A 24,409-nucleotide genomic window follows, 5' to 3' on the forward strand; every position below is an offset into this window, starting at 1 on the left:
GAGGAAAGCTCATGAGAACCTTTGGAAAAATGTTAAAAACAGCAGTGATTTTTTGTGCAGTTATGATGGGGCTCTGCTCCTTTCTGTATCCCATGGCTCTTACAGGGGTCAGCCAGCTAACGATGAAGGAAAAGGCAAACGGAAGCCTTATCAATAAGAATGGAGATCCGGTTTCCAGTGCCGAGGAGGCCGTGGGTTCTGAACTTTTAGGGCAGGCATTTACCGAGGATTATTATTTCCGCGGACGAGTCTCTTCTATAAATTATAACACGTATACGGAAGAGCAGAAGGAAAATGGTGAGTACGGAGGAGTTTCCTCTGGTAGCTTTAATTATGGAAACTCCAATCCGGATCTGAAAGCCCGGGTAAAGGAGGATCTGGAAGCTTTTCTTGAGTCCCATCCAGGAGTAAAGAAAGAGGAGATCCCATCAGACCTTCTGACGGCTTCCGGCTCTGGTCTGGATCCTCATATCAGTCCCGAGGCTGCCAGGATCCAGATCGCAGCAGTGGCCCGGAATTCAGGCCTTTCTGAAGAAAAGGTGAAGGAGATCGTGGAGGGCAATACGGAACACAAGTTCCTGGGGATCTTTGGCGAGGAGCGTGTAAATGTGTTAAAGTGCAACCTGGAAGTGGCAAGGGCCATGGGGCTCATATAAATGGAGCATATCGGAATGGAAGAAATGAGACCGGATTCGGAGCAGTTTTTGAAGCGGATCCAATATGAGGAAAAACGGGAGCAGGAAAAAAACCGGGGGAAGATGAAGGTTTTCCTTGGTTATGCAGCTGGAACAGGAAAGACCTACGCCATGCTGGAAGCGGCTCATGAGGCAGAAAAGAGTGGGATCGATGTGGTGGCCGGTTATATCGAGCCTCATAACAGGCCTGATACAGAAGCTCTGAGGGAGGGCCTTGAGGAAATTCCTCCGCTGATGGTGGATTATAAGGGGATCCAGCTGCGGGAATTCGATCTGGATGCAGCGCTGAAGCGGAGGCCACAGCTTCTGCTGGTGGATGAGCTGGCCCATACCAATGTCAGGGGATGCAGAAATGAGAAGCGGTATCAAGATGTGATGGAGCTTCTCCAAGCGGGGATCAGTGTATATTCCACGGTCAATATCCAGCATCTGGAGAGTCTGAACGATCTGGTGGGGAGTATTACAGGGATCCAGGTCCGGGAACGGATCCCGGATTATGTTTTTGACCAGGCGGATCAGGTGGAGGTCATAGATATTGAGCCGGACGATCTGATCCGTCGTATGAAGGAGGGAAAGATATACGGAGAGAGCCAGGCGGAACGGGCGCTCTCCAATTTTTTCCGGCGGGAAAAGCTGGTGGCTTTACGAGAGATCGCCTTGAGGCGGACGGCAGACCGGGTCAGCCGGATGGCGGAGGAGGAAAGGAGTCTTTCCGATAACCAGGATTATCATATAGGAGAGCATATCCTGGTCTGCATTACGGCGGCTCCATCCAGTGCCAAAGTGATCCGGACGGCTGCCAGGCTGGCAGACGCGTTCCGGGGCAGGCTTACAGGGCTGGTGGTAGAGACTGCAAAGATCCGGGAGGCCGATGAAAAGACAAAGGCGGCCTTGAGGGAAAATATGGAAATAGCCAAGGTCCTGGGAGCCAGGGTCGTTACGGTCTGCGGCTCTGATGTGGCCTCTCAGATCGCCCAGTATGCCAGGATCAGCAATGTATCAAAAATCGTTTTGGGGAGGACCAATCATCTTACCATCCGGCCCATGTACCGGTCAGAGCTTTTGGAAAAGCTTACCTACCTGGCCCCCAATATAGACGTATACATCATACCGGATATGCGCCAGACCAAACGATACCATCCGTCCCAGATGGAAAAAAGGAAGAAAGGGGATTGGAGAAAAACGGTTCTGGATCTGTCACTCATTACGGCTGTGATGGCAGCGGCAGCGTTTCTGTCCTTAGCATTTCTGAAGCTGGGACTTTCGGGATCGGATCAGATCATACTATATCTTCTGGGTGTCCTGATCTCCTCTTATATTGCGGACCGGAAGATCTACTCCTTATATTCCGCTCTTCTGAGTGTTGTTTTATATAATTTTTTCTGTATAGAACCGCTTTACAGCTTAAAAGCTTACGACAGGGGAGACTCTGTTACCTTTATCCTTCTGTTTTTCTCCGGGTTCTTCGCTGCGGCAATGACAAGAAAGCTAAAGCAGCAGAACGCGGAAAGCGCCAAGATCGCATACCGGACAGGACTTTTGCTTGAAAACAGCCAGAGGCTCCGTCGGTGCCGGAGGGAAAAAGAGGTCTGGGCGCTGACAGCGGCCCAGGCCGGAAAACTTTTAAATTTATCGGTGCTGATCTACCCGGTGGATAAAAAGGGGCGTTTGGGAACAGCGATGGTGTTTCCCCGGCCGGGAATGTCAGAAGAAGAATTTTCTGTTTGCCTCAGTGCCCGGGAAAAGGGAGTGGCCCAGTGGACGGCGGCCAACGGACACCGGGCAGGTGCCTCGACACATACGCTGCCGGATTCCCTGGCGTTGTATCTGCCGATCCAGGATGAGGATCAGGTAAAGGGGGTCATGGGAATTTATCTGGAGGAACGCCGTCCCATTGCAGAGTTTGAATATAATCTTCTGACAGCCATGCTCAGTGAAGCCGCCGTAAAGCTTAAGGATACCTTTCCACAGGAATAAATGCTCCTGTCTCTGCCCGTCTTCATACAATATTAATACAGATTCTTATATACTCATACCGGCTTAATGCGTTTAAAGATATAATAAGGATGCAATAAAGACCATATTAATAAGAAGATTTACAGGCAGGTGCGGAATATGTGGCAGAACCTCAAGTGGGAGATCAATGCAAAGTTTAAAGAAAAGATACACAGACACGTTTCCTCGTTCCAGGTGATCATCTTGGGCTTTATGCTGGTGATCCTTCTGGGCAGCCTTTGTCTGACGCTGCCCCTGGCCACCAGGGACGGACAGGGCGCGTCCTTTCTGGACGCTCTCTTTACATCCACCTCGGCGGTATGTGTGACCGGACTGGTGCCCCATGACACAGCCTCCTACTGGTCCGTGTTCGGACAGGCGGTGATCCTGTTTCTGATCCAGATCGGAGGCATGGGCGTGGTGACAGTCTCTGTGGCAGTGGCTATTTTCTCGGGCCGGAAGATCAGTCTTATGCAGCGGAGCACCATGCGGGAGTCCATTTCCGCTCCCCAGGTGGGCGGTATCGTCCGTATGACGGAATTTATCCTGAAAACGGTATTTCTGGTGGAGCTTCTGGGAGCTGTGGCCATGGCTCCAGTGTTTGTACGGGATTTTGGCTTCCTTAAGGGAGTCTGGTATGCCATGTTCCACTCCATTTCCGCCTTCTGCAACGCGGGCTTCGATCTGATCGGGATCCGGTCTCCTTTTTCCTCCCTGACTACATACGCGTCCCAGCCAGTGATCAATCTGACGATCATGGCGCTCATCATCGTAGGAGGCATCGGCTTTCTGACCTGGGAGGATGTGAAGAGGAACCGGCTCCATTTCAGCCGGTACCGGATGCAGAGCAAGGTGATCCTGGTGACAACGGCAGTGCTGATCGCAGCTCCGGCCGTCTGGTTTTTCTTCTTTGAATTTTCGGAGCTGCCTCTGGGAACGCGGCTATTAAGCTCTCTGTTCCAGTCAGTGACGCCCAGGACTGCCGGCTTCAACACGGCAGATCTGACGAAAATGACTGAGGCAGGCCAGATGCTCATGATCGTTTTAATGCTCATTGGAGGCTCTCCCGGGTCCACCGCCGGAGGAATGAAGACTACCACCATTGCGGTGATCTTCTCCTCTGCCAGGGCAGTGTTCCGGCAGAAGGAGCGCGCCCATTTCTTTCAGCGCAGGATCCCGGAGGAGGCCATCCGCACTGCCGGAGCCATTCTTCTGATGTATCTGGGGCTGTTTTTGGCAGGCGGCATGTTCATCAGCTATGAGGAGGGGATCCCTCTTCTGGACGCATTATTTGAGACTGCCTCGGCCATCGGCACCGTGGGGCTGTCCCTTGGCGTTACGCCGGAGCTGGGACGGATCTCCCAGCTGATCCTCATCGGTCTTATGTTCTTTGGCCGGGTGGGAGGACTTACGATCATTTACGCGGCTGTACCCAGCCGCTGTGTCAGCGGATCCGCGTTCCCGCAGGAACGGATCACAGTGGGATAAAGGAGGAATTAAATCATGAAATCTATACTACTGATCGGATTAGGAAGATTTGGAAGACATATCGCCATGAAGCTGGACGAGCTCCATCACCAGGTCATGGCCGTGGACACAGATGAAAAGCGGGTGGAGGCGGTGCTTCCCTATGTGACCAATGCCCAGATCGGAGACGCCACAGACGAGGAATTTTTAAGCTCCCTGGGAGTGCGGAACTTTGACGTCTGCATCGTAGCCATTGGGGACAATTTCCAGAGTTCCCTGGAGACCACCTCCCTTTTAAAGGAGCTGGGAGCGGGCTATGTGGTATCCAGGGCAGCCAGGGACGTCCAGGCCAAATTCCTTTTGAGGAATGGAGCGGACGAGGTGGTGTATCCAGAAAAACAGCTGGCTGCCTGGACCGCCATCCGTTACAGCGCAGACCACATTTTTGATTATGTGGAGCTGGATGAGGAGCATGCGATCTTTGAGGTGGCAGTCCCGGAGGGCTGGGCGGAAAAGACCATCGGCCAGCTCAATGTGAGAAGAAAATACAACATAAACATCATGGCCCTGAAGCATGATGGAAAGATGAAGCTGAATATCTCGCCGGATACGGTCCTTCCGGCAGAGGATACCATGCTGGTTCTTGGGAATATCCGGGATATCCAAAGGTGTTTCCACATTTAAAAGAAAGAAGTGACTCGTATGAAGGAAGCGATCCTGCTCTGTCTGGTATTGGCGTCATTTTATGGAAGCTGGCGTTTTATGGGGAAGGCAGACGCTTTTTTTGACAGCCTTGAGTTCCCGGACCAGAATGATATATAATAGTGGTATATTCCGGGAAGGAGACTGGCAATGACAGAAGAAAGACAAAATGCAGGGGAAGGCGGAAAAAGCGGCCAGCTGAAGATCTTTTTTGGATACGCAGCCGGAGTCGGAAAAACGTATGCCATGCTCCAGGCGGCACTTATGGCAGAGGAGCGGGGCATGGATGTGGTCATCGGCTCCATTGCACCGTATCGGTCGCTGGAGGACACAGCCCTGGCGGAGCGGCTTCGGGCCATGGAACGGCTGGAGAAATTTGACCTGGACCAGGCCATCCGGAGAAAACCGGATCTGATCTTAATGGACGACCTGGCCTGCGAAAATCCCAGAGGGAGCCGCCACTCCAGGAGATACCAGGATATCCGGGAGCTCTTGAAGGCCGGGATCAGCGTTTATACCACGGTCAGCGCCCAGAACATAGAAAGCCTGAATGATATCGTGACGGCCATTACCAGGGTCCCTGTAAAGGACAGGATCCCGGATTCGGTCTTTGATCATGCAGATCAGGTGGAGCTGGTGGATCTGGAGCCGCGGGAGCTTCTGGAGCGGCTCAGGAACGGGGCCCTGGCAGAGAAGGAAGGGGAGCAGACGCCAGAAACAGCGTATTTTGCAGTGGCCAGCCTGACGGCCCTGAGAGAGGTGGCCTTAAGGCGGTGTGCTGACCGGATCAATATGCTGACCAGGGGAGACGGAGCTGCTCATGGAGATGAGCACGTTCTGGTCTGTCTGTCGGCATCTCCCTCCAACGCAAAGATCGTCCGAACTGCGGCCAGGATGGCCAATGCGTTCCGTGGGGCATTTACGGCCCTGTTCGTAAAGACACCGGATCTGGCATATATGGATCAGGAGGACCGGAAACGCCTCCAGTCCCATATGCGGCTGGCAGAGCAGCTGGGAGCCAGGATCGAGATCCTGTACAGCGACGATATCCCGTTCCAGATCGCTGAATTTGCCCGGATCTCTGGAGTCTCAAAAATCGTCATCGGGCGCAGCGCCGCCACCAGGGATCATATATTCAGCAAGCCTACCCTGACCGAAAAGCTGATCTCCAACGCGCCGGATCTGGACGTATATATCATTCCTGACGCTGATCCGGGCTCTCCCTTTTACAGAAAACGGCATTTTGGGACGCGCCGCCACCTGGTCTTTTCGGCCGGAGATATCCTAAAAAGCATTGGGATCCTTCTGGCGGCCAGCTGCATTGGATTTTTTTTCTATAACCTGGGGGTCAATGAGGCCAACATCATCACCATCTATGTACTGGGGGTCCTGGTGACGGCCCTGGTGATAAAAAACCAGATTTACAGCCTGATCTCATCCGCCGTCAGTGTTCTGGTGTTCAATTTCCTGTTCACAGAGCCGCGCTATACACTCCAGGCATATGCTCCCGGGTATCCGCTGACCTTCAGCGTCATGTTCCTGTCGGCTTTCATCACAGGCTCTCTGGTGATGCGGCTGAAGAGCCATGCAAAGCAGTCGGCGGAGGTAGCCTTCCGTACCCGGATCCTGTTTGATACCAACCGGCTCCTGCAGCAGGCCAGGGGGCAGGAGGAGATCACTTCTGTATCTGCGGGCCAGCTGGTGAAGCTGTTAAAAAAGGACATTGTGGTCTATCCGGCGGAAAATGGAGTGCTGGGAGAGCCGCAGATCTTTCAGGCCGGGGAAACGGAGCCAGATGCCGGCTGTATCTCCTCCAGGGAGCGGGAGGTGGCCGCCTGGACCCTGAAAAATAATAAACACGCGGGAGCCACTACGGATACTTTTTCCGATGTCGGCTGCCTGTATCTGGCCATCCGTGTGGGAGAGAATGTCTACGGAGTCCTGGGGATCGTTATGGAAGGCGGAGAGCTGGACGCCATGGAAAACAGCATCCTCTTATCTGTACTGGGAGAATGGGCCTTTGCCCTGGAAAATGAAAAGAGCACAAGAGAAAAGGAGGAAGCCGCCGTCCTGGCAAAGAACGAGCAGCTGAGAGCCAACCTTCTGAGGGCCATTTCCCATGATCTCCGAACGCCTCTGACCTCCATTTCCGGAAACGCCAGCAATCTTCTGGCCATGGGCCAGGACTTTGACGAGGAGACGAGGAAACAGCTTTATACGGATATTTATGAAAATTCCATGTGGCTCATCAATCTGGTGGAAAACCTGTTATCCATCACCCGGCTGGTGGAGGGCCGTTTAAATTTAAATATCACCGAGGATCTGGTGGACGACGTGGTGGCCGAGGCATTGCGTCATGTGAATAAAAAAAGCGCAGAGCATACCATCGTTACAGAAAGCGGGGAGGAATTTCTCCTGGCCAGGATGGATCCCAGGCTGATCGTCCAGGTGATCATCAACATCGTCAATAACGCCATCGAATATACGCCCGCCGGCTCCCATATCACGATCCGGTCCGAAAAAAAGGACGGAACGATCATCCTTTCCATTGCCGACGATGGGCCCGGGATCCCAGATCAGGAAAAGCCCAGGGTATTCGATATGTTTTACAGCGGAGGGAATCCGATCGCCGACAGCCGGCGCAACTGCGGCATTGGCCTGTCCCTCTGCCGGTCCATCATAGACGCCCACGGGGGGGAGCTGACTGTTTCAGACAATGCGCCCCATGGAGCAGTCTTTACATTTACATTGCCAGCGGGGGAGGTACAGCTTAATGAATAAACCTTTGATCCTTGTGGTGGAGGATGACAGATCTGTAAACAATCTGATCACGACGATCCTGAAGACCCATGACTACCGGTATCTGACGGCCTTGAACGGTGCTGAGGCGGTGCTGGAGGCATCGTCCCATAATCCGGACATCGTACTCCTGGATCTGGGACTGCCGGATACGGACGGAGTGGACATCATAAAAAAGATCCGTACCTGGTCCAATATGCCCATCATCGTCATCAGCGCCAGGAATGAGGATAAGGATAAGATCGAGGCCCTGGACGCAGGGGCTGACGATTATGTGACGAAGCCCTTTTCCGTGGAGGAGCTGTTAGCCCGTCTGCGGGCTACCACCAGGCGGCTTTCGGCCTCGGGACAGACTCAGGCGGAGGACGCGGTGTTTGAAAACGGGGAGCTTCGGATCGAATACGCCGCCGGATGCGCGTGGCTTGGGGATAAGGAGCTTCATTTAACGCCCATTGAATATAAGCTTCTATGCCTTCTGGCCAGGAATGTGGGAAAGGTCCTGACCCACACGTATATTATGCAGCAGATCTGGGGCAGCAGCGGAGCCAGTGATATCGCTTCCCTGCGGGTGTTCATGGCCACCTTGAGAAAAAAGATCGATTCCAGCGTGGACGGTCCCCAGTATATCCAGACCCATATCGGTGTGGGATACCGGATGATGAAGGTCGAATAGGCTTGAGATTTGCCGGCTTTTGTGCTATTTTTAAATTATTGGACGGGATATACAGCCGCCGCGCCGTCTTCCTGGGATCCTGACAGGCCCCGCCTCCGGGCGGGAGGAGAAGGCTGGAGACTGAAACGAAAAAAGAGGAGGAACAGCCAGTGAACTTTAATGAGGAAGCTTTAAAGCTCCATGCAGAGCACAAAGGTAAGATCGAGATCAGGAGCAAGGTGCCCGTAAACACAAGGGACGATCTGAGCACCGCTTATACGCCGGGCGTTGCCGAGCCGTGCCGGAAGATCCATGCAGACAAAAAGGAAGTATATAAATATACGGCCAAGGGAAACCTGGTGGCCGTGGTCTCTGACGGGACCGCCGTTCTGGGGCTGGGAGATATTGGACCGGAGGCCGCTATGCCGGTGATGGAGGGAAAGGCGATCCTGTTTAAGGAATTTGGAAACGTAGATGCCTTCCCCATCTGCCTGGATACCAAGGACACTGAAGAGATCATCCAGGCTGTAAAGGCCATCGCCCCCTGCTTCGGCGGCGTGAATCTGGAGGATATCGCTTCCCCCAAATGCTTTGAGGTAGAGGCCCGTCTGGAAAAGGAGCTGGATATTCCGGTGTTCCACGACGACCAGCACGGAACCGCCGTTGTGGTCACGGCTGCCCTTTTAAATGCCTTAAAGGTAGTGGGAAAGAAGATCGAAGAGATCCATGTGGTGTTAAACGGTCCTGGATCTGCCGGGACAGCCATCATTAAAATGCTCCTGGCAGCCGGAGTGAAGCACATCATCGCCTGCGATGAGAACGGCATTCTTTATAAGGAACGGGGCGTGGGCATCAAGGACCATAAAGAAATGCTGTGCGGCATCACGAACCTGGAGGATAAGAGGGGAGATCTGGCAGACGCCCTTGTGGGAGCGGACGTGTTTATCGGCGTTTCCGTGGGCGGAGCCTTAAAGCCGGAGATGATAAAGACCATGGCCAAGGATCCCATCGTTTTTGCCATGGCGAACCCGACGCCGGAGATCATGTACGATGAGGCCATGGCCGCAGGCGTGAAGGTCATGGGAACGGGCCGATCCGATTTCCCCAACCAGATCAACAACGTCCTGGCCTTCCCAGGGATCTTCCGGGGCGCGCTGGACTGCGGAGCCCGTGATATCAACTATGATATGAAGGTGGCCGCCGCCCATGCCATTGCAGAGCTGGTGACCGACGATAAGCTGTGCGCCGAATACATCATTCCCGGGGCCTTAGAGCCGGGAGTTGCCGCCCATGTGGCGGAGCGTGTGGCAGAAGCCGCCGTAAGATCCGGAGCCATCCGGAAATAAACTGGATATCCTGAGAATATTTCATCACCCCTCTGTCATATACTGTATAACAGAGGGGTGAAAATATGTCTGACTATCGCAGATTGATTTCCTATATTTATGAATATGAAGGAAAAGAAAAGGGAAAGAATGTAGGCTTTGTAAAGCTGGAGGCCAGGAATGGGCAGTGCCGTCTGAACCTGAGCGTAAAGAAGGTGTATATGGGAAGCAGCGCCATCGGCGTGTTTCTTCTGTCCAAGGCCGGGACGGAGGTTTTCCTGGGAAACATCTTTATCCGCAGCGGAGCCGGAGAGTTCCGGGCTGTGGTGGATGCGAAAAATGTGGAGGGAAAAGGCGGGGGACTGGATACATATTATGGGCTGACCATCCATGACGTAAAGAATCCCTGGCGTTCCTATACGACGATCTGGGAGGATGCCGTGGAGCCGGAGACGCTGCCGGGATCCCTTCCAGGGGACCAGGGAAACGGAGATACTGTAAAAATGCTCCCGGCCCAGGAAATACTGCCGGGAAGCCCGGACCAGAGCGAAGAGGAACCGGTGATGGCCGTGGCCAGCGTGGTGCGGGAGATCGAGGCGGAGATCGCCCGGGAGGAGGAGCGGAGGAGCCGGGAGGAAATGATCCTGGATCCGGCATCCGCGCCGGAGATGCTGCCGGCGGGACCAGCCGTGCTGTCGGTCCCGGAGGAACTGCCATATTCCCCGCCGCCTGCGCCGTCCATTCCGGAAGGCCCGGCTGCGGCGCCGGAGCCGTCTGTGGTGCCAGCGCCAGAGGAGCTGCCGGGGAGGTCATCCGCACCGCCAGTACCCGAAGAGCAGCCAGTGAGGACGCCCGCGCCGCCAGTACCAGAGGAGCTGCCAGCAGGGCCGTCTGCACCGAAGGAGATACCAGATAGACCGGAAGCTCCGGTTTTCCCGGAGGAGCTGCCGCCAGCTCCGGCTCCTGGCATATCTCCGGCTGAGCCAGTCCGTCTGGTTCCGTATCCGGAGGGAGATCCGCCCGCGCCGGTTTCCCAGGCAGAGGGAGCCCCGTCAGAGCCGATTTCCCGTGCAGAGGGGGGACCATCCGTTACGGTTTCCCGTCCGGCAGGCAGCCCTCCCGCCGCCGCTTCCAGGCCAGGGACGGCCCTGCCGGAGCATGACTCCCGGCCTGCGGAGGCCAGGAAGCCTGGGCCAAACCCGTCGTCTCCCGTTTCCAGGCCCGGAGACAGACGGCCAGGGGCTGAAACAGCTCCGCCTTCCGGCCAGGCTGCCCCGGAAAAGGATTCTTCCCTTTCCCGCTCTCCGGAGCTGGAAAACCCGGAGGTCCTCAGATACCTCCAGGAAACAGAGGATGTGACGGCGGATCCGGAAAAGCTGTGGCAGGAGCTGCGGAAATCCTACCCGAAGATCCAGCCCTTTGATTATGAGAGCGGCTGCGAGATCTTAACGATCCGTCCCCAGGATATCGGCCGCCTGCCCAGGGAAAGCTGGGTGTACGGAAACAACAGCTTTCTGCTCCATGGCTATTACAATTTCCGGTATATCATCCTGTTCCGCCTTGGGAACAAGGACGGCCGCGCCCGCTATCTCATCGGAGTTCCCGGCCATTATTACAGCAGTGAGAAATATATGGCGTCCATGTTTGGATTCCCCAATTTTGTCCTGTCAAAAAAGCAGCCGCCCAACGACGGCCGCTTTGGATACTGGTATACGGATATCCGGGTGCGGTAAAAGGCTCTGGCTCCAGAGAATAAGAGAGGCCGGGTGTCTAGTAGTCGATGCCGCGGAGCTCTGCATGTCCCACAAAGGGCTTTACAATCTCCAGATAAGAGGTCAGCTCCGGGACGGTGCAGCTTGTGTATATGGGATTCAGTACACTGCCGGAATCAGAGAAGTTCTGGAGAAAATACAGGGGAGCCCCTGCGATCCATGGTCCGATCTTCTGGAAATCCTCCGCAGAGTGGAGCTCTCTGACCACGGTGGTACGGAATTCATAGGGAACAGCCCCGCTTTTTAAAAATTCAATACTTTCACGAATGTTTTCCATCTGGAGGGACGATACTCCGGCCACCGCCGGATACCGTTCCTCACATGCTTTTATGTCCATGGCCACATAATCGACGAGGCCTTTTTCACAGAGACGTTTCAGCACCTCCGGCCGGTAGCCGTTGGTATCCAGCTTGATCTGGTATCCCAGCGCCCGAACCTTCTGAATGAAATCCTCCAGATCCGGCTGGAGCGTGGGTTCTCCGCCAGTGATGGCAGCCCCCTCCAGGATCCCCCTGCGTTTTTTTAGGAAATCCAGCACCTCCTCGTCGGTAAAGGCCGCCGGGGCGTCGCTTCCCAAAAGGTCGCTGTTGTGACAGAAGGGGCAGCGGAAATTGCAGCCCCCGGTAAATATGGTTGCGGCCACATGGCCGGGAAAATCTAAAAGCGTCGTTTTCTGTAATCCGCAGATCTTCATAATATCCCATCCTTTCCACATGAATATACCACTCCTCCGGCTCCATGTAAAGCGGACGGCGGCTGCCGGTCTGGGCGGCTGGATGCGCCATTATTTTTGTGAGAAGGCCACCTGCGATGTATTTATAGAAAAAACAGAAGAAAAAACGACAGCTTTCTGCTATAATGGGAATATCGGAGGAAATGATGTACAGCTTTCCGGCTGGAAGGGAGGAATTTTCATGAAACATAAGGCAGTGAAAGAGCTCCTGCGTTTCGTCCTTGCCGTATTTCTGTCTGTATCAGCAGTGCTCGCCGTCAGCATTTTCATGAACGGCATGTACCTTCTGGGGATCCCCGATCCGGAGGACGTGCAGAGCGTTGTGGTGGAGTATCCCGGAGTCACGGATGAGAAGAAGGAATTCACGGACCGGGAGCATGTGGAGCAGGCGGTAAAGCTCACAGGATTTTTAAGATACGCCCTGTTTGAGGAGCCGGTCTCCGGCGGCAGCCCCATGATCACCATTACATACGTTCTGGATGACGGCAGGACGGTTTCCGTTTCAGCTGACCGGGAGACCGTATGGTGGAAGGGAAGGCCGCGGGCCATAAAGGACAGGGAAATGTTTATCAATCTGGCGGAGGGGATCTTTTTCCTCGAGGAGGTAAGCTGTCCGTAAGCGATGGTAAGCGGTTTATTTTTGCCGGGGCTGTAAAACGAATTCCTTGACACCGCTTTCCGGCCCGGTTAAACTTATATTCAGAATCATGAATCTGGGAGACAGCGTATGACACAGGAAGAAAAATATATGCGGGAGGCGGTGCGCCAGGCAAAAAAGGCGGCTGCCTTAAAGGAGGTCCCCATCGGCTGTGTGATCGTTTACGACGAAGCGATCATCGCCCGGGGCTATAACCGCCGCACCATTGATAAAAATGTCCTGGCCCATGCGGAGATCATTGCCATCCGCAAGGCATGCAGAAAGATCGGAGACTGGAGGCTGGAGGACTGCACTATGTACGTCACCCTGGAGCCGTGCCCCATGTGCGCCGGGGCCATCGTTCAGGCCAGGATCCCCCGGGTGGTCATCGGCTGCATGAATCCAAAGGCCGGATGCGCCGGTTCTGTCCTGGACATGCTCCATGAGGACGGCTTCAACCACCAGGCAGAGGTAGAGACCGGAGTGCTGGGAGAGGAGTGCTCCCGGATGATGAAGGACTTCTTCAAGGAGCTGCGAGAGGAAGGAAAACGGAAAAAAGCGGAGAAAACCGAAGAAATAAAGGAGGACAGCCATGCTGGTAATTAAAAACGGAACCCTGATCTCCATGGCAGGCATCTATAAGGAAAAATACGATGTTGCTGTGGAAAACGGGAAAATTGCGAAAGTTGAAAAAGAGATCGTCCCGGGGCCGGAGGACACGGTCATCGACGCCGCTGGAAAGCTGGTAACGCCAGGCTTCATTGAGCCCCACTGTCATCTGGGCATCATTGACGCCGATGGCCAGGACGGCAATGAGATGACCGGACCCATCCACCCGGAGCTGCGGGCCATTGACGCCATTGATTTTCACTGCAGCCTGTTCGACCGGGCTCTGGAGGCCGGCGTCACCACCGTAGCTGTGGGACCTGGCAGCGGAAACATCATGGGAGGCACCTTTGCCTATCTGAAGACCGCCGGAGCTACCTTAAACGAAAGGATCATGAAGGAGGAGGCTGCCTTAAAGATGGCCCTGGGAGAAAATCCTAAGGTTTCCTACGGGAAAAAGGGCCAGACCCCGTCCACGAGAATGGGCTCTGCTGCCCTGATGCGCCAAGCGTTCTATAAGGCGAAGGCATACCGGGAAAAATGGCTGGCCCATGAAGAAAAGCTGAAAAATGGAGAAGAATCCACCTTTACATATGATCTGGCCATGCACTCTCTGATGCGTGCCTTCGATGGAATGCTGGTAAAGATCCATGCCCACCAGGCCAACGATATCCTGACGGCCCTGCGGGTCGGAAAGGAGTTCGGGCTGAATCTGAGCATTGAGCACTGTACCGAGGGCTGGAAGATGATCGACGACTTAAAGGAAGCAAAGGCCCATTACATCATCGGCCCCACCGTAGGCGGAAAGAGTAAGCTGGAGGTGGAGGATAAGCGCTATGACGCCCCGGCGATCCTGGAGAGGGCCGGCGTGGAGTTTACCCTGACCACCGATTCCCATGTGATCCCCATGGAGGGCTTCTTATCCCAGGTGGCTGTGCTGATGAAACATGGACTCACAGAGGAAACGGCCTATAAATGCGTGACCATCCGGGCGGCAAAGGCCCTGGATCTGGCCGACGAGCTGGGATCCATCGAGCCGGGCAAGGCGGCGGACGTAGTGATCTGGGAATCCGAGCCCTTTAAGGCCGGAGGAAGGCCGCGGACGGTACTCATCAACGGTAAGATCCAGTACCAGACGGAAAATTAAGGAGGTGGCAGCCATGCTGATAAAAAACTGTATGCTGATCGACGGTGCAGATATTTTTGAAGAGATGAAGGACATCCGTATCGTAAACGGAAAGATCAAAGAGGTGGCGGACTGCCTCATGCCGGAGGGAGACGAGGAGATCATCGACGCCGAAGGCGCTCTGGTGACTCCCGGTATCGTGGAGCCCAGCTGCCAGGTGGGCGTCAACAGCCAGATCCATAGATTCGAGGAAAACGATGCCAATGAGGAGGGCCCCATTGTTCCAGAGCTGCGGGCTTACGACGCCCTGAATTTTGAGGACGAGGGCTTTTCCATGGCCCTGCGGGCCGGAGTGACCACAGTGGTAACAGGGCCTGGAAATGGAAACCTCATCGGAGGCACCTGCGCGGCCTTAAAGACTGCCGGGGCGTCCAGGGAAAAACGGATCATAAAGCCCGAGGCGGCTTACCGCTTCGTGCTCACCAGCGGGCCCAGGAAACGGTACGGCGGAAAGAACCGGGCGCCCCAGACGAGACTGGCTTCCGCGGCCATGATCCGGGATATCCTTTTTAAGGCGAAGGAGTACGCCAGAAAGGAAAAGGCGGGAGAAAGCCAGGAGTTCAAGCTGGAGCTGGCGGCCCTTTCCAGGGTATTTGACGGGATGCCGGTCCAGATGGCGGCCATGAAGGCCAACGATATGGAGACGGCGGTCCGCATCGGCGAGGAGTTCGGGCTGAACTATGTGCTGACCATGGCCTATGACGCCTCCCAGGTGATCCGGGATCTGGACAGAAAGGACCTCCGTTTTATCATCGGTCCCCTTTATGGGACCAGCTTTTCCGTGGAGGAAAATGGAAAATCCCTGTCTCTGGGAGCAGAGCTGGAGAAGGAAGGCGTCCATGCGGCCATTTCCACAGGCCATCCGGAGATGAATCTGGAGATCTTAAGCACCCAGCTGATCTTAATGACAGACCGGGGCTTAAGCCGGAAGGAAGCGCTCAAGGGTGTGACGGCTTATCCGGCAGAGTATATGGGAATTTCCTCCCGAGTAGGCACTCTGGAGCCTGGAAAGGACGCAGACCTGGTGATCTGGGACGGAGATCCACTGGAGTATGACGGCGGCGTAAAGCGCTTGTTCATCGACGGGGAGGAGATCGCCCTTTCATAGGCTGTGCTTTGGCGGCCCTCTTCCTTCCGGATCGTGTTTTTTCATCTTAGGCAGCAGATGCCTGAGGCTGCTGCGGACAGTAAAAGGGACTGCTCCGGAAGCAGGGAAAACGGCGGAAAACGGCGGGAATACTTGACAAAACCACGGCTTCCATGTATACTTAACTAATCCGCACAGCCGGGGAGTCAGCGGTGCCCTGTACCTGCAAGCCGCTAGAGCAGGGGTGATGTTCTGCCCCGGGTGTTTCACTGTGAAGCTGCCCCTGGTAAGAGGCGTTGACGTTTTGGTCTTACGCAATGGGAATCTCTGAACCGTGTCAGGGCAGGAATGCAGCAGCACTAAGGGGAACCTCTCATGTGCCGTGAGGGAGCCGGAACTGAGCAGGCTGCCAGGGTAACGTTTATGGTGGGCATTCAAAGCAGAACGTGCGGATAAAAGATATAATTAGGCCTGAAGGGGGTGCGGTGTTGAAAAACACCGTGCCCTCTTTCGCGTTGCGGGCAGGCTGAAATCTGTGAGTGTTCAGGTATGTGTCTTCTTGTCCGCGTGTGGCTAAAATTTTTCTTGCCCCTATGTTTCCTTTGTATTATAATGACATAATGGATGACGTGTACCTGTTTGACTCGTAACCGTCAGAACGGAACAGAAAGGATGGACCATATGAAACGAGTTGGTTTTCTTACAAGCGGCGGCGACTGCCAGGCGTTAAATGCGACCATGCGCGGCGTGGCCAAGGGCCTGTACCAGATCTATCAGGATGAGGTAGAAATCATTGGATTTGAAGACGGCTATAAAGGGCTTATGTATGCCAATTACCGTATGATGAAACGCTCTGATTTCTCTGGGATCCTGACAAAGGGCGGAACTATGCTGGGAACCTCCAGACAGCCCTTTAAGATGATGCGGGTTCCGGACGAAAACGGGCTGGACAAGGTGGAGCTGATGAAGCACACTTACTATAAGCTGAAGCTGGACGCTCTGGTGGTCCTCGGGGGAAATGGAAGCCAGAAAACAGCCAATCTCTTAAGCAAAGAGGGCTTAAACGTAGTAGGCCTTCCAAAGACCATTGATAATGACCTCTGGGGAACGGATATGACCTTCGGCTTCCAGAGCGCTGTGGATATCGCCACCAATGCCATCGACTGTATCCATACCACTGCCTCTTCCCACGGACGGGTGTTTATCGTGGAGATCATGGGCCATAAGGTGGGCTGGCTGACGCTGCACGCCGGTATTGCGGGCGGAGCCGATATCATCCTGCTTCCGGAGATCCCCTATGATCTGGACGCTGTGGTGAAAAAGATCAAGGAAAGGACCAGGGGCGGCAGCCGTTTCTCGATCCTGGCTGTGGCAGAGGGAGCCATATCCAAAGAAGAGGCGGCCATGTCCAAAAAGGAATATAAGAAAAAGCTGGAGGAACGGGCGCAGAAATACCAGTCTGTGGCCTATGAGATCGGAGCGAAGATCCAGGAGATGACCGGACAGGAGATCCGGGTCACGGTTCCGGGCCATATGCAGAGAGGCGGTGCGCCGGTGCCCTTTGACCGGGTACTTTCTTCCAGGATCGGCGCTCATGCGGCAGCTATGATCGAACGGGGAGATTTTGGAAAGCTGGTGGTCGTGAAAAACAACGTGATCACAGATATTCCCCTGGAGGAAAGCGCCGGAAAACTGAAATATGTGGATCCCCAGTCGGATATTATTAAAGAGGCAAAGCTTCTGGGGATCAGCTTCGGAGATAAATAAGAGATGTCATATACAGCGCTTTACAGGAAATGGCGGCCCCGGGTCTTCGGGGATGTGAAGGGCCAGGACCATATCGTTACGACTTTACAGAATCAGATCCGGTCAGAGCGGATCGGCCACGCCTATCTGTTCTGCGGGACCAGGGGAACAGGAAAGACCTCTGTGGCCAAGATCTTTGCTAAGGCAGTCAACTGTGAGCATCCAGAGGACGGAAGCCCCTGCGGAGAGTGTCCCAGCTGTCAGCAGATCCAGGCAGGCACATCCTTAAATGTGGTGGAGATCGACGCGGCCTCCAATAACGGCGTGGAGAATATCCGGGAGATCCGGGACCAGGTCCAGTATCCGCCCACCGAAGGAAAGTACCGGGTCTATATCATCGATGAGGTGCACATGCTGTCCACTGGCGCCTTCAACGCCCTGCTTAAGACGCTGGAGGAGCCGCCGTCCTATGTGATCTTTATCCTGGCCACCACGGAGGTCCATAAGATCCCGATCACGGTGCTTTCCAGGTGTCAGAGATACGATTTCCGGCGGATCACGGTGGATACCATTGCGGACCGGTTAAAGGAACTGACCGATGCAGAGGGCATGGCGGTGGAGGACCGTGCCCTGCGGTATGTGGCGAAGGCCGGGGACGGCTCCATGCGTGATGCACTGAGCCTTCTGGACCAGTGCGCGGCCTTCCATTATGGGGAGACCCTTACCTATGAGAATGTACTGGACGTACTTGGAGCTGTGGACAACCGGGTGTTCCGGGAGCTGTTTGGCGCCCTGAGGAACGGGCAGACAAAAGATTGTATCTTAAGACTGGAAGAAATGGTGATCCAGGGCCGGGAGCTTTCCCAGTTTGTGGCAGATTTCATCTGGTTTTTGCGGAATCTCCTGATCTTAAAGACGGCGGATGAGGCGGAGGAGCTTCTGGATATGTCGGAGGACAATCTGAAGCAGCTCAGGGAGGATGCGGCTTTGGCCGATGAAAATGTGCTGATGCGGTATATCCGTGTGTTTTCCGAGGTCCTGAATCAGATCCGGTTTGCGGCCCAGAAGCGGGTCCTTGTGGAGCTGGCGTTTATCCGGCTGACGAAGCCCGAGATGGAGCAGTCCATGGATGCGGTGCTGGAGCGGCTGGAACGGCTGGAACGCCAGATGGAGGAAGGGATCCCGGCGGCCCCGTGGCCTGGAAACATGGCCGGGGACGGAAGCCAGCCAGCCCTGCCCCAGGCGGTACAGCCCCAGGCCCCGTCTCTGGAAAGCAGAGAGGCGGAGCCCAGGACGGTGACCCTTCCTAAAGCCCAGCTGGAGGATCTGAACCTGATCCGGAATGAGTGGGGAAAGATCGTCCGGGAGATGGGAATGTCCATACGGCCCAGCTTCCGGGAGACGGTGGTAGAGCCGGCGGGCGACAGCTGCCTGTGCATCGTATTCAGCGATGCCATGAACTTCAGCATGGGGAGCCGCCCCAGCATCCTTGGGGATCTGGAGCGCCATGTAGAGCAGGCCTACGGGAAATCCATCTATTTTAAGGCGCGCCTCAGGGAAAGCGGCGAGCGTCTGGATACCAGGTATATTACAGACGAAGAGCTGAGGGAAAATATCCATATGGATATCACCATAGAGGATTAAGGAACTGTCCGCAGTCCGATATGCCTGGGGGCAATAAAAAATATCAAAAACAGGTAAAAATAGAAATAAACAGAAAAAACGAAAAGAATATGCAGGAGGAAAGAATCATGGCGAAACGCGGTGGTTTTCCGGGCGGTATGCCCGGTAATATGACAAATTTAATGAAACAGGCCCAGAGGATGCAGCGTCAGATGGAGGAGAAGACCAAGGAGCTGGAGGAAAAGCAGTATACGGCAGCAGCCGGCGGCGGTGCAGTGACGGTGACCGTTTCCGGTAAAAAAGAAGTGGTATCTGTGAAGATTTCTCCCGAGGCAGTGGATCCCGATGATGTGGAAATGCTGGAGGATATGATCGTGGCGGCTGCCAATGAGGCCTTCCATCAGATGGAAGAGGCGTCCAGTGCCGTTATGGCGGAGCTGACAGGCGGCCTTGGAGGTTTAGGAGGCCTTTCTTTCTAACATGGACTATTACAGCAGCCAGATCTCGAAACTGATCGAGGAATTGTCAAAGCTTCCGGGGATCGGAAATAAGACGGCCCAGCGCCTGGCCTTCCATATCATCAATATGCCGGAGGAACAGGTGGACCGGCTTTCCGGAGCCATCCGGGACGCCAAGCACAACGTCCGGTACTGCCGGGAGTGCTATACCTTAACGGATCAGGAGCTCTGCCCCATCTGCAAGAGCCCGGCCAGGGACCACAGCGTGATCATGGTGGTGGAGAACCCCAGGGACCTGGCGGCCTATGAAAAGACCGGGAAGTTTGAGGGGGTCTACCATGTGCTCCATGGAGCCATTTCCCCCATGCTGGGGATTGGTCCCGGGGACATTAAGCTGAAGGAACTGATGACCCGGCTCCAGAAGGATGTGAGGGAAGTGATCATTGCGACCAACTCAAGCCTGGAGGGGGAGACTACGGCCATGTACATCAGTAAGCTGATCAAGCCCACAGGGATCAAGGTCACCAGGATCGCCAGCGGCGTGCCGGTGGGCGGAGACCTGGAATATATCGACGAGGTGACGCTTTTACGTGCGCTGGAGGGCCGTGTGGAGCTTTAGGCGTAAGACGGCCGAGGAATTTAGGAGATGCAAAAGAAATGGATAAATATGAGTTTAACATAAAGGTGGAGCAGATCAAGAAAATGGTCAGCCGGGGAGACTACGAAACGGCCATGAAGATCGCGGATACCATCGACTGGCACCGCGTGCGGAATGCGAGCCTGCTTTCCATGATCGCTGAGATCTATGAAAAAAACAAGGAATACCAGGAGGCAAAGGATATTCTGCTGCTGGCCTTTGAGCGGGCCCCCATTGGCAAGCGCCTGCTTTACAAGCTGACGGACCTGGCCCTGAAGGAGGGGAACATTGCCGAGGCCGAGGCCTATTACCGGGAGTTCTGCGACCTGGCCCAGGATGATTCCCGCCAGTACCTTCTCCGGTACCTGATCCTGAAGGCGAAAAAAGCGCCCCTGGACCAGCTGATCCGCGCCCTGGAAACGTATACGGCGGTGGAAGTGGACGAGAAATGGCTGTATGAGCTGGCAGAGCTGTACCACAAGGGCGGCATGGGCGACCAGTGCGTCAGGACATGCGATAAGATCATGCTGCTGTTCGGACTGGGAAAATATGTGGAAAAGGCCATGGATCTGAAGCTGGAGTACGAGCCTCTCAACAAATATCAGATGGATCTGGTGGAGAACCGGGACAAATATGAAGCGAAGCTCCGGGCTGTGGAGGAGGAATTTGCCGGAAATCCCTCGTACCAGGATGATTATGAGGACGGGAAGGAGGCCGCAAAGCTGGAGGAACCTTCCTATGATGTGGAAAAGGAAGTGGTCATGCGCCTTCATGAGGACGCCCAGACCCAGAAACTGGCCCGGGAGATGTCCAAGCTTTCCGATACGGCTGCCCATACGGTAGAGGTGGAAGAGGACGACATGGACGCCACAAGGACCCTGGACGATCTGCGTTCCATTAAAGAGATCCGGCCCACAAGGCGGGTGCTGGATGTGGAGGCAGAGCGGGAGGGAGAAGAGTCTGACCGGGAGATCGAGCGGCAGAGAATGGCTATCCGCGCTGCCAAGGCCCGGGAGGAGATGGAGGAAGAGGCTCTGCGCCGTGCTGAAGAGGAGCGGGAGCTGGCCCGCAGAGAGGAAGAGGAGCGCCGCGCCAGAAAGCAGGCGGAGATCGACAGAGAGCGGGCTATGCGCCGCAGCGTGCGCACCATCCGTCCGGAAGAGGAAGAGGACGACAGCGACAGCCTGGAACTGGAATCTCTGGACGAGGGTCTTGACCTGAATAACCTTATGATCGAAGCGGTCAACGATGAGGATGGCCTGGCAGCAGCTCTGGACGCCCTGAGAGAGATCCACCGGGAGTTAGGCCATAAGAATCCGGTGGCCAAGATCAGCAGCGAGAAGTTAAACAAGCGCGGCATCAGCGCTGTGGCCTCCAGACTGGCGGGAAAGGATCTGATCATCGAACATGCGGCAGGCCTCAGCAACGCAGTCCAGAACGAGCTGGATGAGCTGATGGAACGGGATAAGAGCGGCATGATCGTGGTGCTCATTGATACTCCGGAGAATCTGGAGGCTCTCCATGGGAATAATATGTCCCTGGCAAGCAAGTTCCAGTATATCGGAGCAGACAGCAGGGCCCAGGAAAAACAGCAGAATGAGGCGGCCCTGGAGGAGGCGCTGTTAAAGCAGACAGAGGTCCAGGAAAAGATCGCCCAGGAGGTGGTCCAGGGCCGGGAGCCAGAGCCGGAGGATGGCTTTGACGGAAGAACAGAGGATTTCCGGGATATGCCTGAAGCCAGGAGGGAGGAGCCGCCGCATCTGGAGCAGGAAGAGCCTGTCCGGGAAATGGCGGCAGCGGCCCCGAAGATGGTTGCCGGAGCTCCGAAAGAGGATGATCTGGATGACAGCACGGAAATGGAGCTGGAGGAGTTCGCGCAGTATGCGTGCAAGTATGCGGCGGATATTGACTGCAGCATTACGGGAAAAAGCATGCTGGCTCTCTATGAACGTATCGAGATGATGGAAGAGGATGGTGTCCGGCTGACGAGGAAGGCAGCGGTGGATCTTATTGAGGAAGCCGCAGATAAGGCGGAAAAACCGTCTCTTGGAAAGAAGATCACAGGGCTGTTTTCTTCAAAGTATGACAAGGAAGGCCATCTGATCTTACGGGAAGATAACTTTTTTGATTAATGGACCGGGGGGGGCTGTAAAAAGCGGATTCTGCGCTTTCTTTTTGCAGCAGCCCCTTCTGATTATGACCAGGGAGAGTGGAGAATGAAGATCAGGCTGATCGCAACCGATATGGACGGGACGTTCCTGGATGATGAGAAACAGATACCGGAGGCAAACTGGCAGGCTCTTCTGGCATGTGCGGCCAGAGGGATCCAGATCGTACCGGCCACTGGGCGCACGGTACGGGGGATCCCCGACAGGATCCGGACGCTTCCGGGAGTCCGCTATGCCATAACCACCAATGGAGCCGTGGTGGCGGATCTGAAAGAGGACCGGATCATCAGCACCTGCCGGATCCCGGTGGATACTGCTTTGCGGGTACTGGAAATGGCCAGAGACAGCGGTGATGACATCATGTATGATGCCTATATGGACGGCATAGGCTGTACGACCCAGTATTTTTATGATCACGCAGAACGGTATGCAGTTTCTGCCGGAGTGGCGGCGCTCATACGGAAGACCCGCCGGGTGGTTCCAGATAATATCCGGTATGTAAAGGAAATGGGGAAGGAGATCGATAAGATCAACATGTTTTTTACGGACATGGAAGCCAGAAAGAGGATGCGTGTTTCCCTTGGGCAGATTCCAGGGATCCTGGTGACATCCTCGATCCCCAATAACCTGGAGATCAATGCGGCAGGCGCGGATAAAGGGAGCGCTCTTCTCAGACTGGCGGAATTTCTCGGTATCGGCAGGGAGGAGACCATGGCCTTTGGGGACGGAGAAAATGATCTGTCCATGCTCCGGGCAGCCGGTCTGGGGGTTGCCATGGAAAATGGAGAGGAGCAGGTGAAGCAGGCGGCGGATTTTGTGACTGTTTCCAACAACGATGCAGGCGTAGCCAGTGCGATCCGAAAATTTGTGCTTGAGTGAGGAGATGGAAGATGATGGAAGGAGTCTCTGGATTCTCCGGCCACTGGCTGGAGATCCTGGCAGCGGTATATCTGGTGGGAATGGTGCTGTATGGCCATTACAGAGGGTTTATACGGCTGTGTGTGTCAGCGCTGGCCCTGGTGATCAGCCTTGTGACAGTGCGGGTGGCCCTGCCATACGTGACAGAGTGGCTTAAAAACGATACGCCGGTCTATGAGTCCATCCGTCAGGGGATGGCGGATGCAGTCGGCTTGGATGGGATTTTGGACGGTGTGCTGGATATCGGAGAAGGAACCGGCGGGAATGGAGCCGGAATTGGAGAGAGGAGGACCATCGAAGAGCTGAAGCTGCCAGAGCAGATGAAGAGGATCCTGATCGAAAATAATAATAGAGAAGTGTATCAGATGCTGGGTGTGGAGCAGTTTGGAGATTACGTGGGCGGATACCTGGCTGATACGGTCATTAAAGCGGCGGCCTCGATCCTGCTGTTTGCAGTGGTATTTATATTGCTTCATATTGTGGCAGCCTGGCTGGATCTGATCGCAAGGCTTCCTATAATAAAAGGACTCAACCAGATCGCCGGAGCTGTACTGGGAGGCGTGGAGGGCCTTATGTTTTTATGGATCGTCTGCCTGGTACTTACTGCGCTGTCTGGGACGGATTTTGGAGCGGCAGCCATGGGGCAGGTGGCGGCAAGCCCGTGGCTGTCCTGGCTGTACGACCATAATGTGATCTCATATTTTATTCTGGGCCTGGTAAAGGGCATGCTGTAAAAAATGATCCCAGGGCCGAAAATCTTTTCGGCCCTGGGATCAAATTGTATGACTGCAATACACAATTTTCATAGAATGACCATAGGAAAAGGTAAAAAAAGAAGTGAGGACTTTTAGAAGATAACCACAAAATATAGATAAAACAAGGAAAAAAAGTCGTATCTTGTGATTGGTAAAAAGCAGGAAAAATTGTTCTAAAAAATAACACAAATTTGCTTGACATTCCTGGAAGAACATGGTATATTAAAACTCCGATGAGGGACAGACCTCACGGAGCTGTTACTTTTTTCGTTCGATGTTGAGTGATATCGACAAAAATTCCTGAAAAAAAGGAAAAATAAAAAAATGAAAAAAGTTGTTGACAAACGGCGAACAACATGATATACTATCTAAGCTGTCGCTGAGAAAGACAAGAACAGCACAGAACCTTGAAAACTGAACAGTATGTAAAACCCTGAAAATTCTTATA

Annotated in this window: 20 protein-coding genes and 1 other RNA gene; 20 read left to right on the forward strand and 1 reads right to left on the reverse strand. The window is 54.5% G+C overall.

Annotated elements, in window-relative coordinates; genetic code table 11:
- Positions 1-11: 11 nt before the first annotated feature.
- The 8 genes from kdpC (at position 12) to OCV69_RS11825 (ending at position 11,368) form a co-directional block, all read left to right on the forward strand.
- Positions 12-656, forward strand: coding sequence for a potassium-transporting ATPase subunit KdpC (gene kdpC / locus OCV69_RS11790; protein WP_158359291.1), 645 nt, complete (start codon positions 12-14; stop codon positions 654-656).
- A 15-nt stretch (positions 657-671) separates the two neighbouring features.
- On the forward strand, positions 672-2,672 hold the full coding sequence (locus tag OCV69_RS11795; RefSeq protein ID WP_158359289.1) for a DUF4118 domain-containing protein: 2,001 nt from the start codon (positions 672-674) through the stop codon (positions 2,670-2,672).
- Positions 2,673-2,810: 138 nt separating this feature from the next.
- Positions 2,811-4,178, forward strand: coding sequence for a TrkH family potassium uptake protein (locus tag OCV69_RS11800; RefSeq protein WP_158359287.1), 1,368 nt, complete (start codon positions 2,811-2,813; stop codon positions 4,176-4,178).
- A 15-nt stretch (positions 4,179-4,193) separates the two neighbouring features.
- A complete protein-coding gene (locus tag OCV69_RS11805) occupies positions 4,194-4,841 on the forward strand; it encodes a potassium channel family protein (RefSeq protein WP_158359285.1) in 648 nt (215 codons plus the stop codon).
- A 168-nt stretch (positions 4,842-5,009) separates the two neighbouring features.
- A complete protein-coding gene (locus OCV69_RS11810; protein ID WP_158359283.1) occupies positions 5,010-7,640 on the forward strand; it encodes a sensor histidine kinase in 2,631 nt (876 codons plus the stop codon).
- A complete protein-coding gene (locus OCV69_RS11815) occupies positions 7,633-8,331 on the forward strand; it encodes a response regulator (protein WP_022274304.1) in 699 nt (232 codons plus the stop codon). Before OCV69_RS11810 ends, OCV69_RS11815 begins: the two co-directional genes overlap by 8 nt.
- Before the next feature lie 149 nt (positions 8,332-8,480).
- Complete coding sequence (locus OCV69_RS11820) at positions 8,481-9,656, forward strand: NAD(P)-dependent malic enzyme (RefSeq protein ID WP_158359281.1); 1,176 nt, start codon at positions 8,481-8,483, stop codon at positions 9,654-9,656.
- 65 nt (positions 9,657-9,721) lie between these two features.
- On the forward strand, positions 9,722-11,368 hold the full coding sequence (locus OCV69_RS11825; protein ID WP_158359279.1) for a DUF6128 domain-containing protein: 1,647 nt from the start codon (positions 9,722-9,724) through the stop codon (positions 11,366-11,368).
- Between the two features lie 37 nt (positions 11,369-11,405).
- Here the strand turns inward: OCV69_RS11825 and OCV69_RS11830 are convergent, their stop codons facing one another.
- On the reverse strand, positions 11,406-12,101 hold the full coding sequence (locus OCV69_RS11830; protein ID WP_158359277.1) for an anaerobic ribonucleoside-triphosphate reductase activating protein: 696 nt from the start codon (positions 12,099-12,101) through the stop codon (positions 11,406-11,408).
- 220 nt (positions 12,102-12,321) lie between these two features.
- Here OCV69_RS11830 and OCV69_RS11835 point away from each other — a divergent pair, with 220 nt between their 5' ends.
- From OCV69_RS11835 to OCV69_RS11890, 12 genes are all read left to right on the forward strand, one after another.
- Positions 12,322-12,759 carry a hypothetical protein gene (locus OCV69_RS11835; protein WP_158359275.1) on the forward strand — a complete coding sequence of 146 codons (438 nt, stop codon included), beginning with the start codon at positions 12,322-12,324 and terminating at the stop codon, positions 12,757-12,759.
- A 108-nt stretch (positions 12,760-12,867) separates the two neighbouring features.
- Positions 12,868-13,383, forward strand: coding sequence for a tRNA adenosine(34) deaminase TadA (gene tadA / locus OCV69_RS11840; RefSeq protein WP_158359273.1), 516 nt, complete (start codon positions 12,868-12,870; stop codon positions 13,381-13,383).
- Positions 13,370-14,530 carry an amidohydrolase gene (locus tag OCV69_RS11845; protein ID WP_158359271.1) on the forward strand — a complete coding sequence of 387 codons (1,161 nt, stop codon included), beginning with the start codon at positions 13,370-13,372 and terminating at the stop codon, positions 14,528-14,530. The genes tadA and OCV69_RS11845 overlap by 14 nt, the downstream gene beginning before the upstream one ends.
- Positions 14,531-14,543: 13 nt before the next feature.
- Entirely contained in the window at positions 14,544-15,677 is a 1,134-nt protein-coding gene (locus OCV69_RS11850) for an amidohydrolase family protein (RefSeq protein WP_158359270.1), read from the forward strand.
- 169 nt (positions 15,678-15,846) lie between these two features.
- Positions 15,847-16,108: signal recognition particle sRNA large type (ffs, locus tag OCV69_RS11855), an RNA gene on the forward strand.
- A gap of 229 nt (positions 16,109-16,337) precedes the next feature.
- The gene (locus OCV69_RS11860) at positions 16,338-17,423 is read left to right on the forward strand and encodes a 6-phosphofructokinase (RefSeq protein ID WP_158359268.1); all 1,086 of its coding nucleotides are present in this window, start codon (positions 16,338-16,340) and stop codon (positions 17,421-17,423) included.
- A 3-nt stretch (positions 17,424-17,426) separates the two neighbouring features.
- Positions 17,427-19,046 (forward strand): DNA polymerase III subunit gamma/tau, encoded by a 1,620-nt coding sequence (gene dnaX, locus OCV69_RS11865; protein ID WP_158359266.1) that lies wholly within the window; start codon positions 17,427-17,429, stop codon positions 19,044-19,046.
- Positions 19,047-19,153: 107 nt separating this feature from the next.
- A complete protein-coding gene (locus OCV69_RS11870) occupies positions 19,154-19,504 on the forward strand; it encodes a YbaB/EbfC family nucleoid-associated protein (RefSeq protein ID WP_022274315.1) in 351 nt (116 codons plus the stop codon).
- Position 19,505: 1 nt separating this feature from the next.
- Complete coding sequence (recR, locus tag OCV69_RS11875) at positions 19,506-20,102, forward strand: recombination mediator RecR (RefSeq protein WP_022274316.1); 597 nt, start codon at positions 19,506-19,508, stop codon at positions 20,100-20,102.
- A gap of 38 nt (positions 20,103-20,140) precedes the next feature.
- Positions 20,141-22,252 (forward strand): tetratricopeptide repeat protein, encoded by a 2,112-nt coding sequence (locus OCV69_RS11880; RefSeq protein ID WP_158359264.1) that lies wholly within the window; start codon positions 20,141-20,143, stop codon positions 22,250-22,252.
- A gap of 84 nt (positions 22,253-22,336) precedes the next feature.
- The gene (locus OCV69_RS11885; protein ID WP_158359263.1) at positions 22,337-23,167 is read left to right on the forward strand and encodes a Cof-type HAD-IIB family hydrolase; all 831 of its coding nucleotides are present in this window, start codon (positions 22,337-22,339) and stop codon (positions 23,165-23,167) included.
- Between the two features lie 11 nt (positions 23,168-23,178).
- A complete protein-coding gene (locus OCV69_RS11890) occupies positions 23,179-23,940 on the forward strand; it encodes a CvpA family protein (RefSeq protein WP_262563113.1) in 762 nt (253 codons plus the stop codon).
- The last annotated feature ends 469 nt before the right edge of the window (positions 23,941-24,409 follow it).

It is taken from the genome of Alitiscatomonas aceti (genome assembly GCF_025567195.1).
In the GTDB taxonomy this organism is placed as follows: Bacteria; Bacillota; Clostridia; order Lachnospirales; family Lachnospiraceae; genus Alitiscatomonas; species Alitiscatomonas aceti.

Excerpts from the sequence above, each read along its gene's own strand:
- kdpC (WP_158359291.1), top strand. The coding sequence starts at position 12 with ATGAGAACCTTTGGAAAAATGTTAAAAACAGCAGTGATTTTTTGTGCA.
- OCV69_RS11795 (WP_158359289.1), top strand. The coding sequence starts at position 672 with ATGGAAGAAATGAGACCGGATTCGGAGCAGTTTTTGAAGCGGATCCAA.
- OCV69_RS11800 (WP_158359287.1), top strand. The coding sequence starts at position 2,811 with ATGTGGCAGAACCTCAAGTGGGAGATCAATGCAAAGTTTAAAGAAAAG.
- OCV69_RS11805 (WP_158359285.1), top strand. The coding sequence starts at position 4,194 with ATGAAATCTATACTACTGATCGGATTAGGAAGATTTGGAAGACATATC.
- OCV69_RS11810 (WP_158359283.1), top strand. The coding sequence starts at position 5,010 with ATGACAGAAGAAAGACAAAATGCAGGGGAAGGCGGAAAAAGCGGCCAG.
- OCV69_RS11815 (WP_022274304.1), top strand. The coding sequence starts at position 7,633 with ATGAATAAACCTTTGATCCTTGTGGTGGAGGATGACAGATCTGTAAAC.
- OCV69_RS11825 (WP_158359279.1), top strand. The coding sequence starts at position 9,722 with ATGTCTGACTATCGCAGATTGATTTCCTATATTTATGAATATGAAGGA.
- OCV69_RS11830 (WP_158359277.1), bottom strand. The coding sequence starts at position 12,101 with ATGAAGATCTGCGGATTACAGAAAACGACGCTTTTAGATTTTCCCGGC.
- OCV69_RS11835 (WP_158359275.1), top strand. The coding sequence starts at position 12,322 with ATGAAACATAAGGCAGTGAAAGAGCTCCTGCGTTTCGTCCTTGCCGTA.
- tadA (WP_158359273.1), top strand. The coding sequence starts at position 12,868 with ATGACACAGGAAGAAAAATATATGCGGGAGGCGGTGCGCCAGGCAAAA.
- OCV69_RS11845 (WP_158359271.1), top strand. The coding sequence starts at position 13,370 with ATGCTGGTAATTAAAAACGGAACCCTGATCTCCATGGCAGGCATCTAT.
- OCV69_RS11850 (WP_158359270.1), top strand. The coding sequence starts at position 14,544 with ATGCTGATAAAAAACTGTATGCTGATCGACGGTGCAGATATTTTTGAA.
- OCV69_RS11860 (WP_158359268.1), top strand. The coding sequence starts at position 16,338 with ATGAAACGAGTTGGTTTTCTTACAAGCGGCGGCGACTGCCAGGCGTTA.
- dnaX (WP_158359266.1), top strand. The coding sequence starts at position 17,427 with ATGTCATATACAGCGCTTTACAGGAAATGGCGGCCCCGGGTCTTCGGG.
- OCV69_RS11870 (WP_022274315.1), top strand. The coding sequence starts at position 19,154 with ATGGCGAAACGCGGTGGTTTTCCGGGCGGTATGCCCGGTAATATGACA.
- recR (WP_022274316.1), top strand. The coding sequence starts at position 19,506 with ATGGACTATTACAGCAGCCAGATCTCGAAACTGATCGAGGAATTGTCA.
- OCV69_RS11880 (WP_158359264.1), top strand. The coding sequence starts at position 20,141 with ATGGATAAATATGAGTTTAACATAAAGGTGGAGCAGATCAAGAAAATG.
- OCV69_RS11885 (WP_158359263.1), top strand. The coding sequence starts at position 22,337 with ATGAAGATCAGGCTGATCGCAACCGATATGGACGGGACGTTCCTGGAT.
- OCV69_RS11890 (WP_262563113.1), top strand. The coding sequence starts at position 23,179 with ATGATGGAAGGAGTCTCTGGATTCTCCGGCCACTGGCTGGAGATCCTG.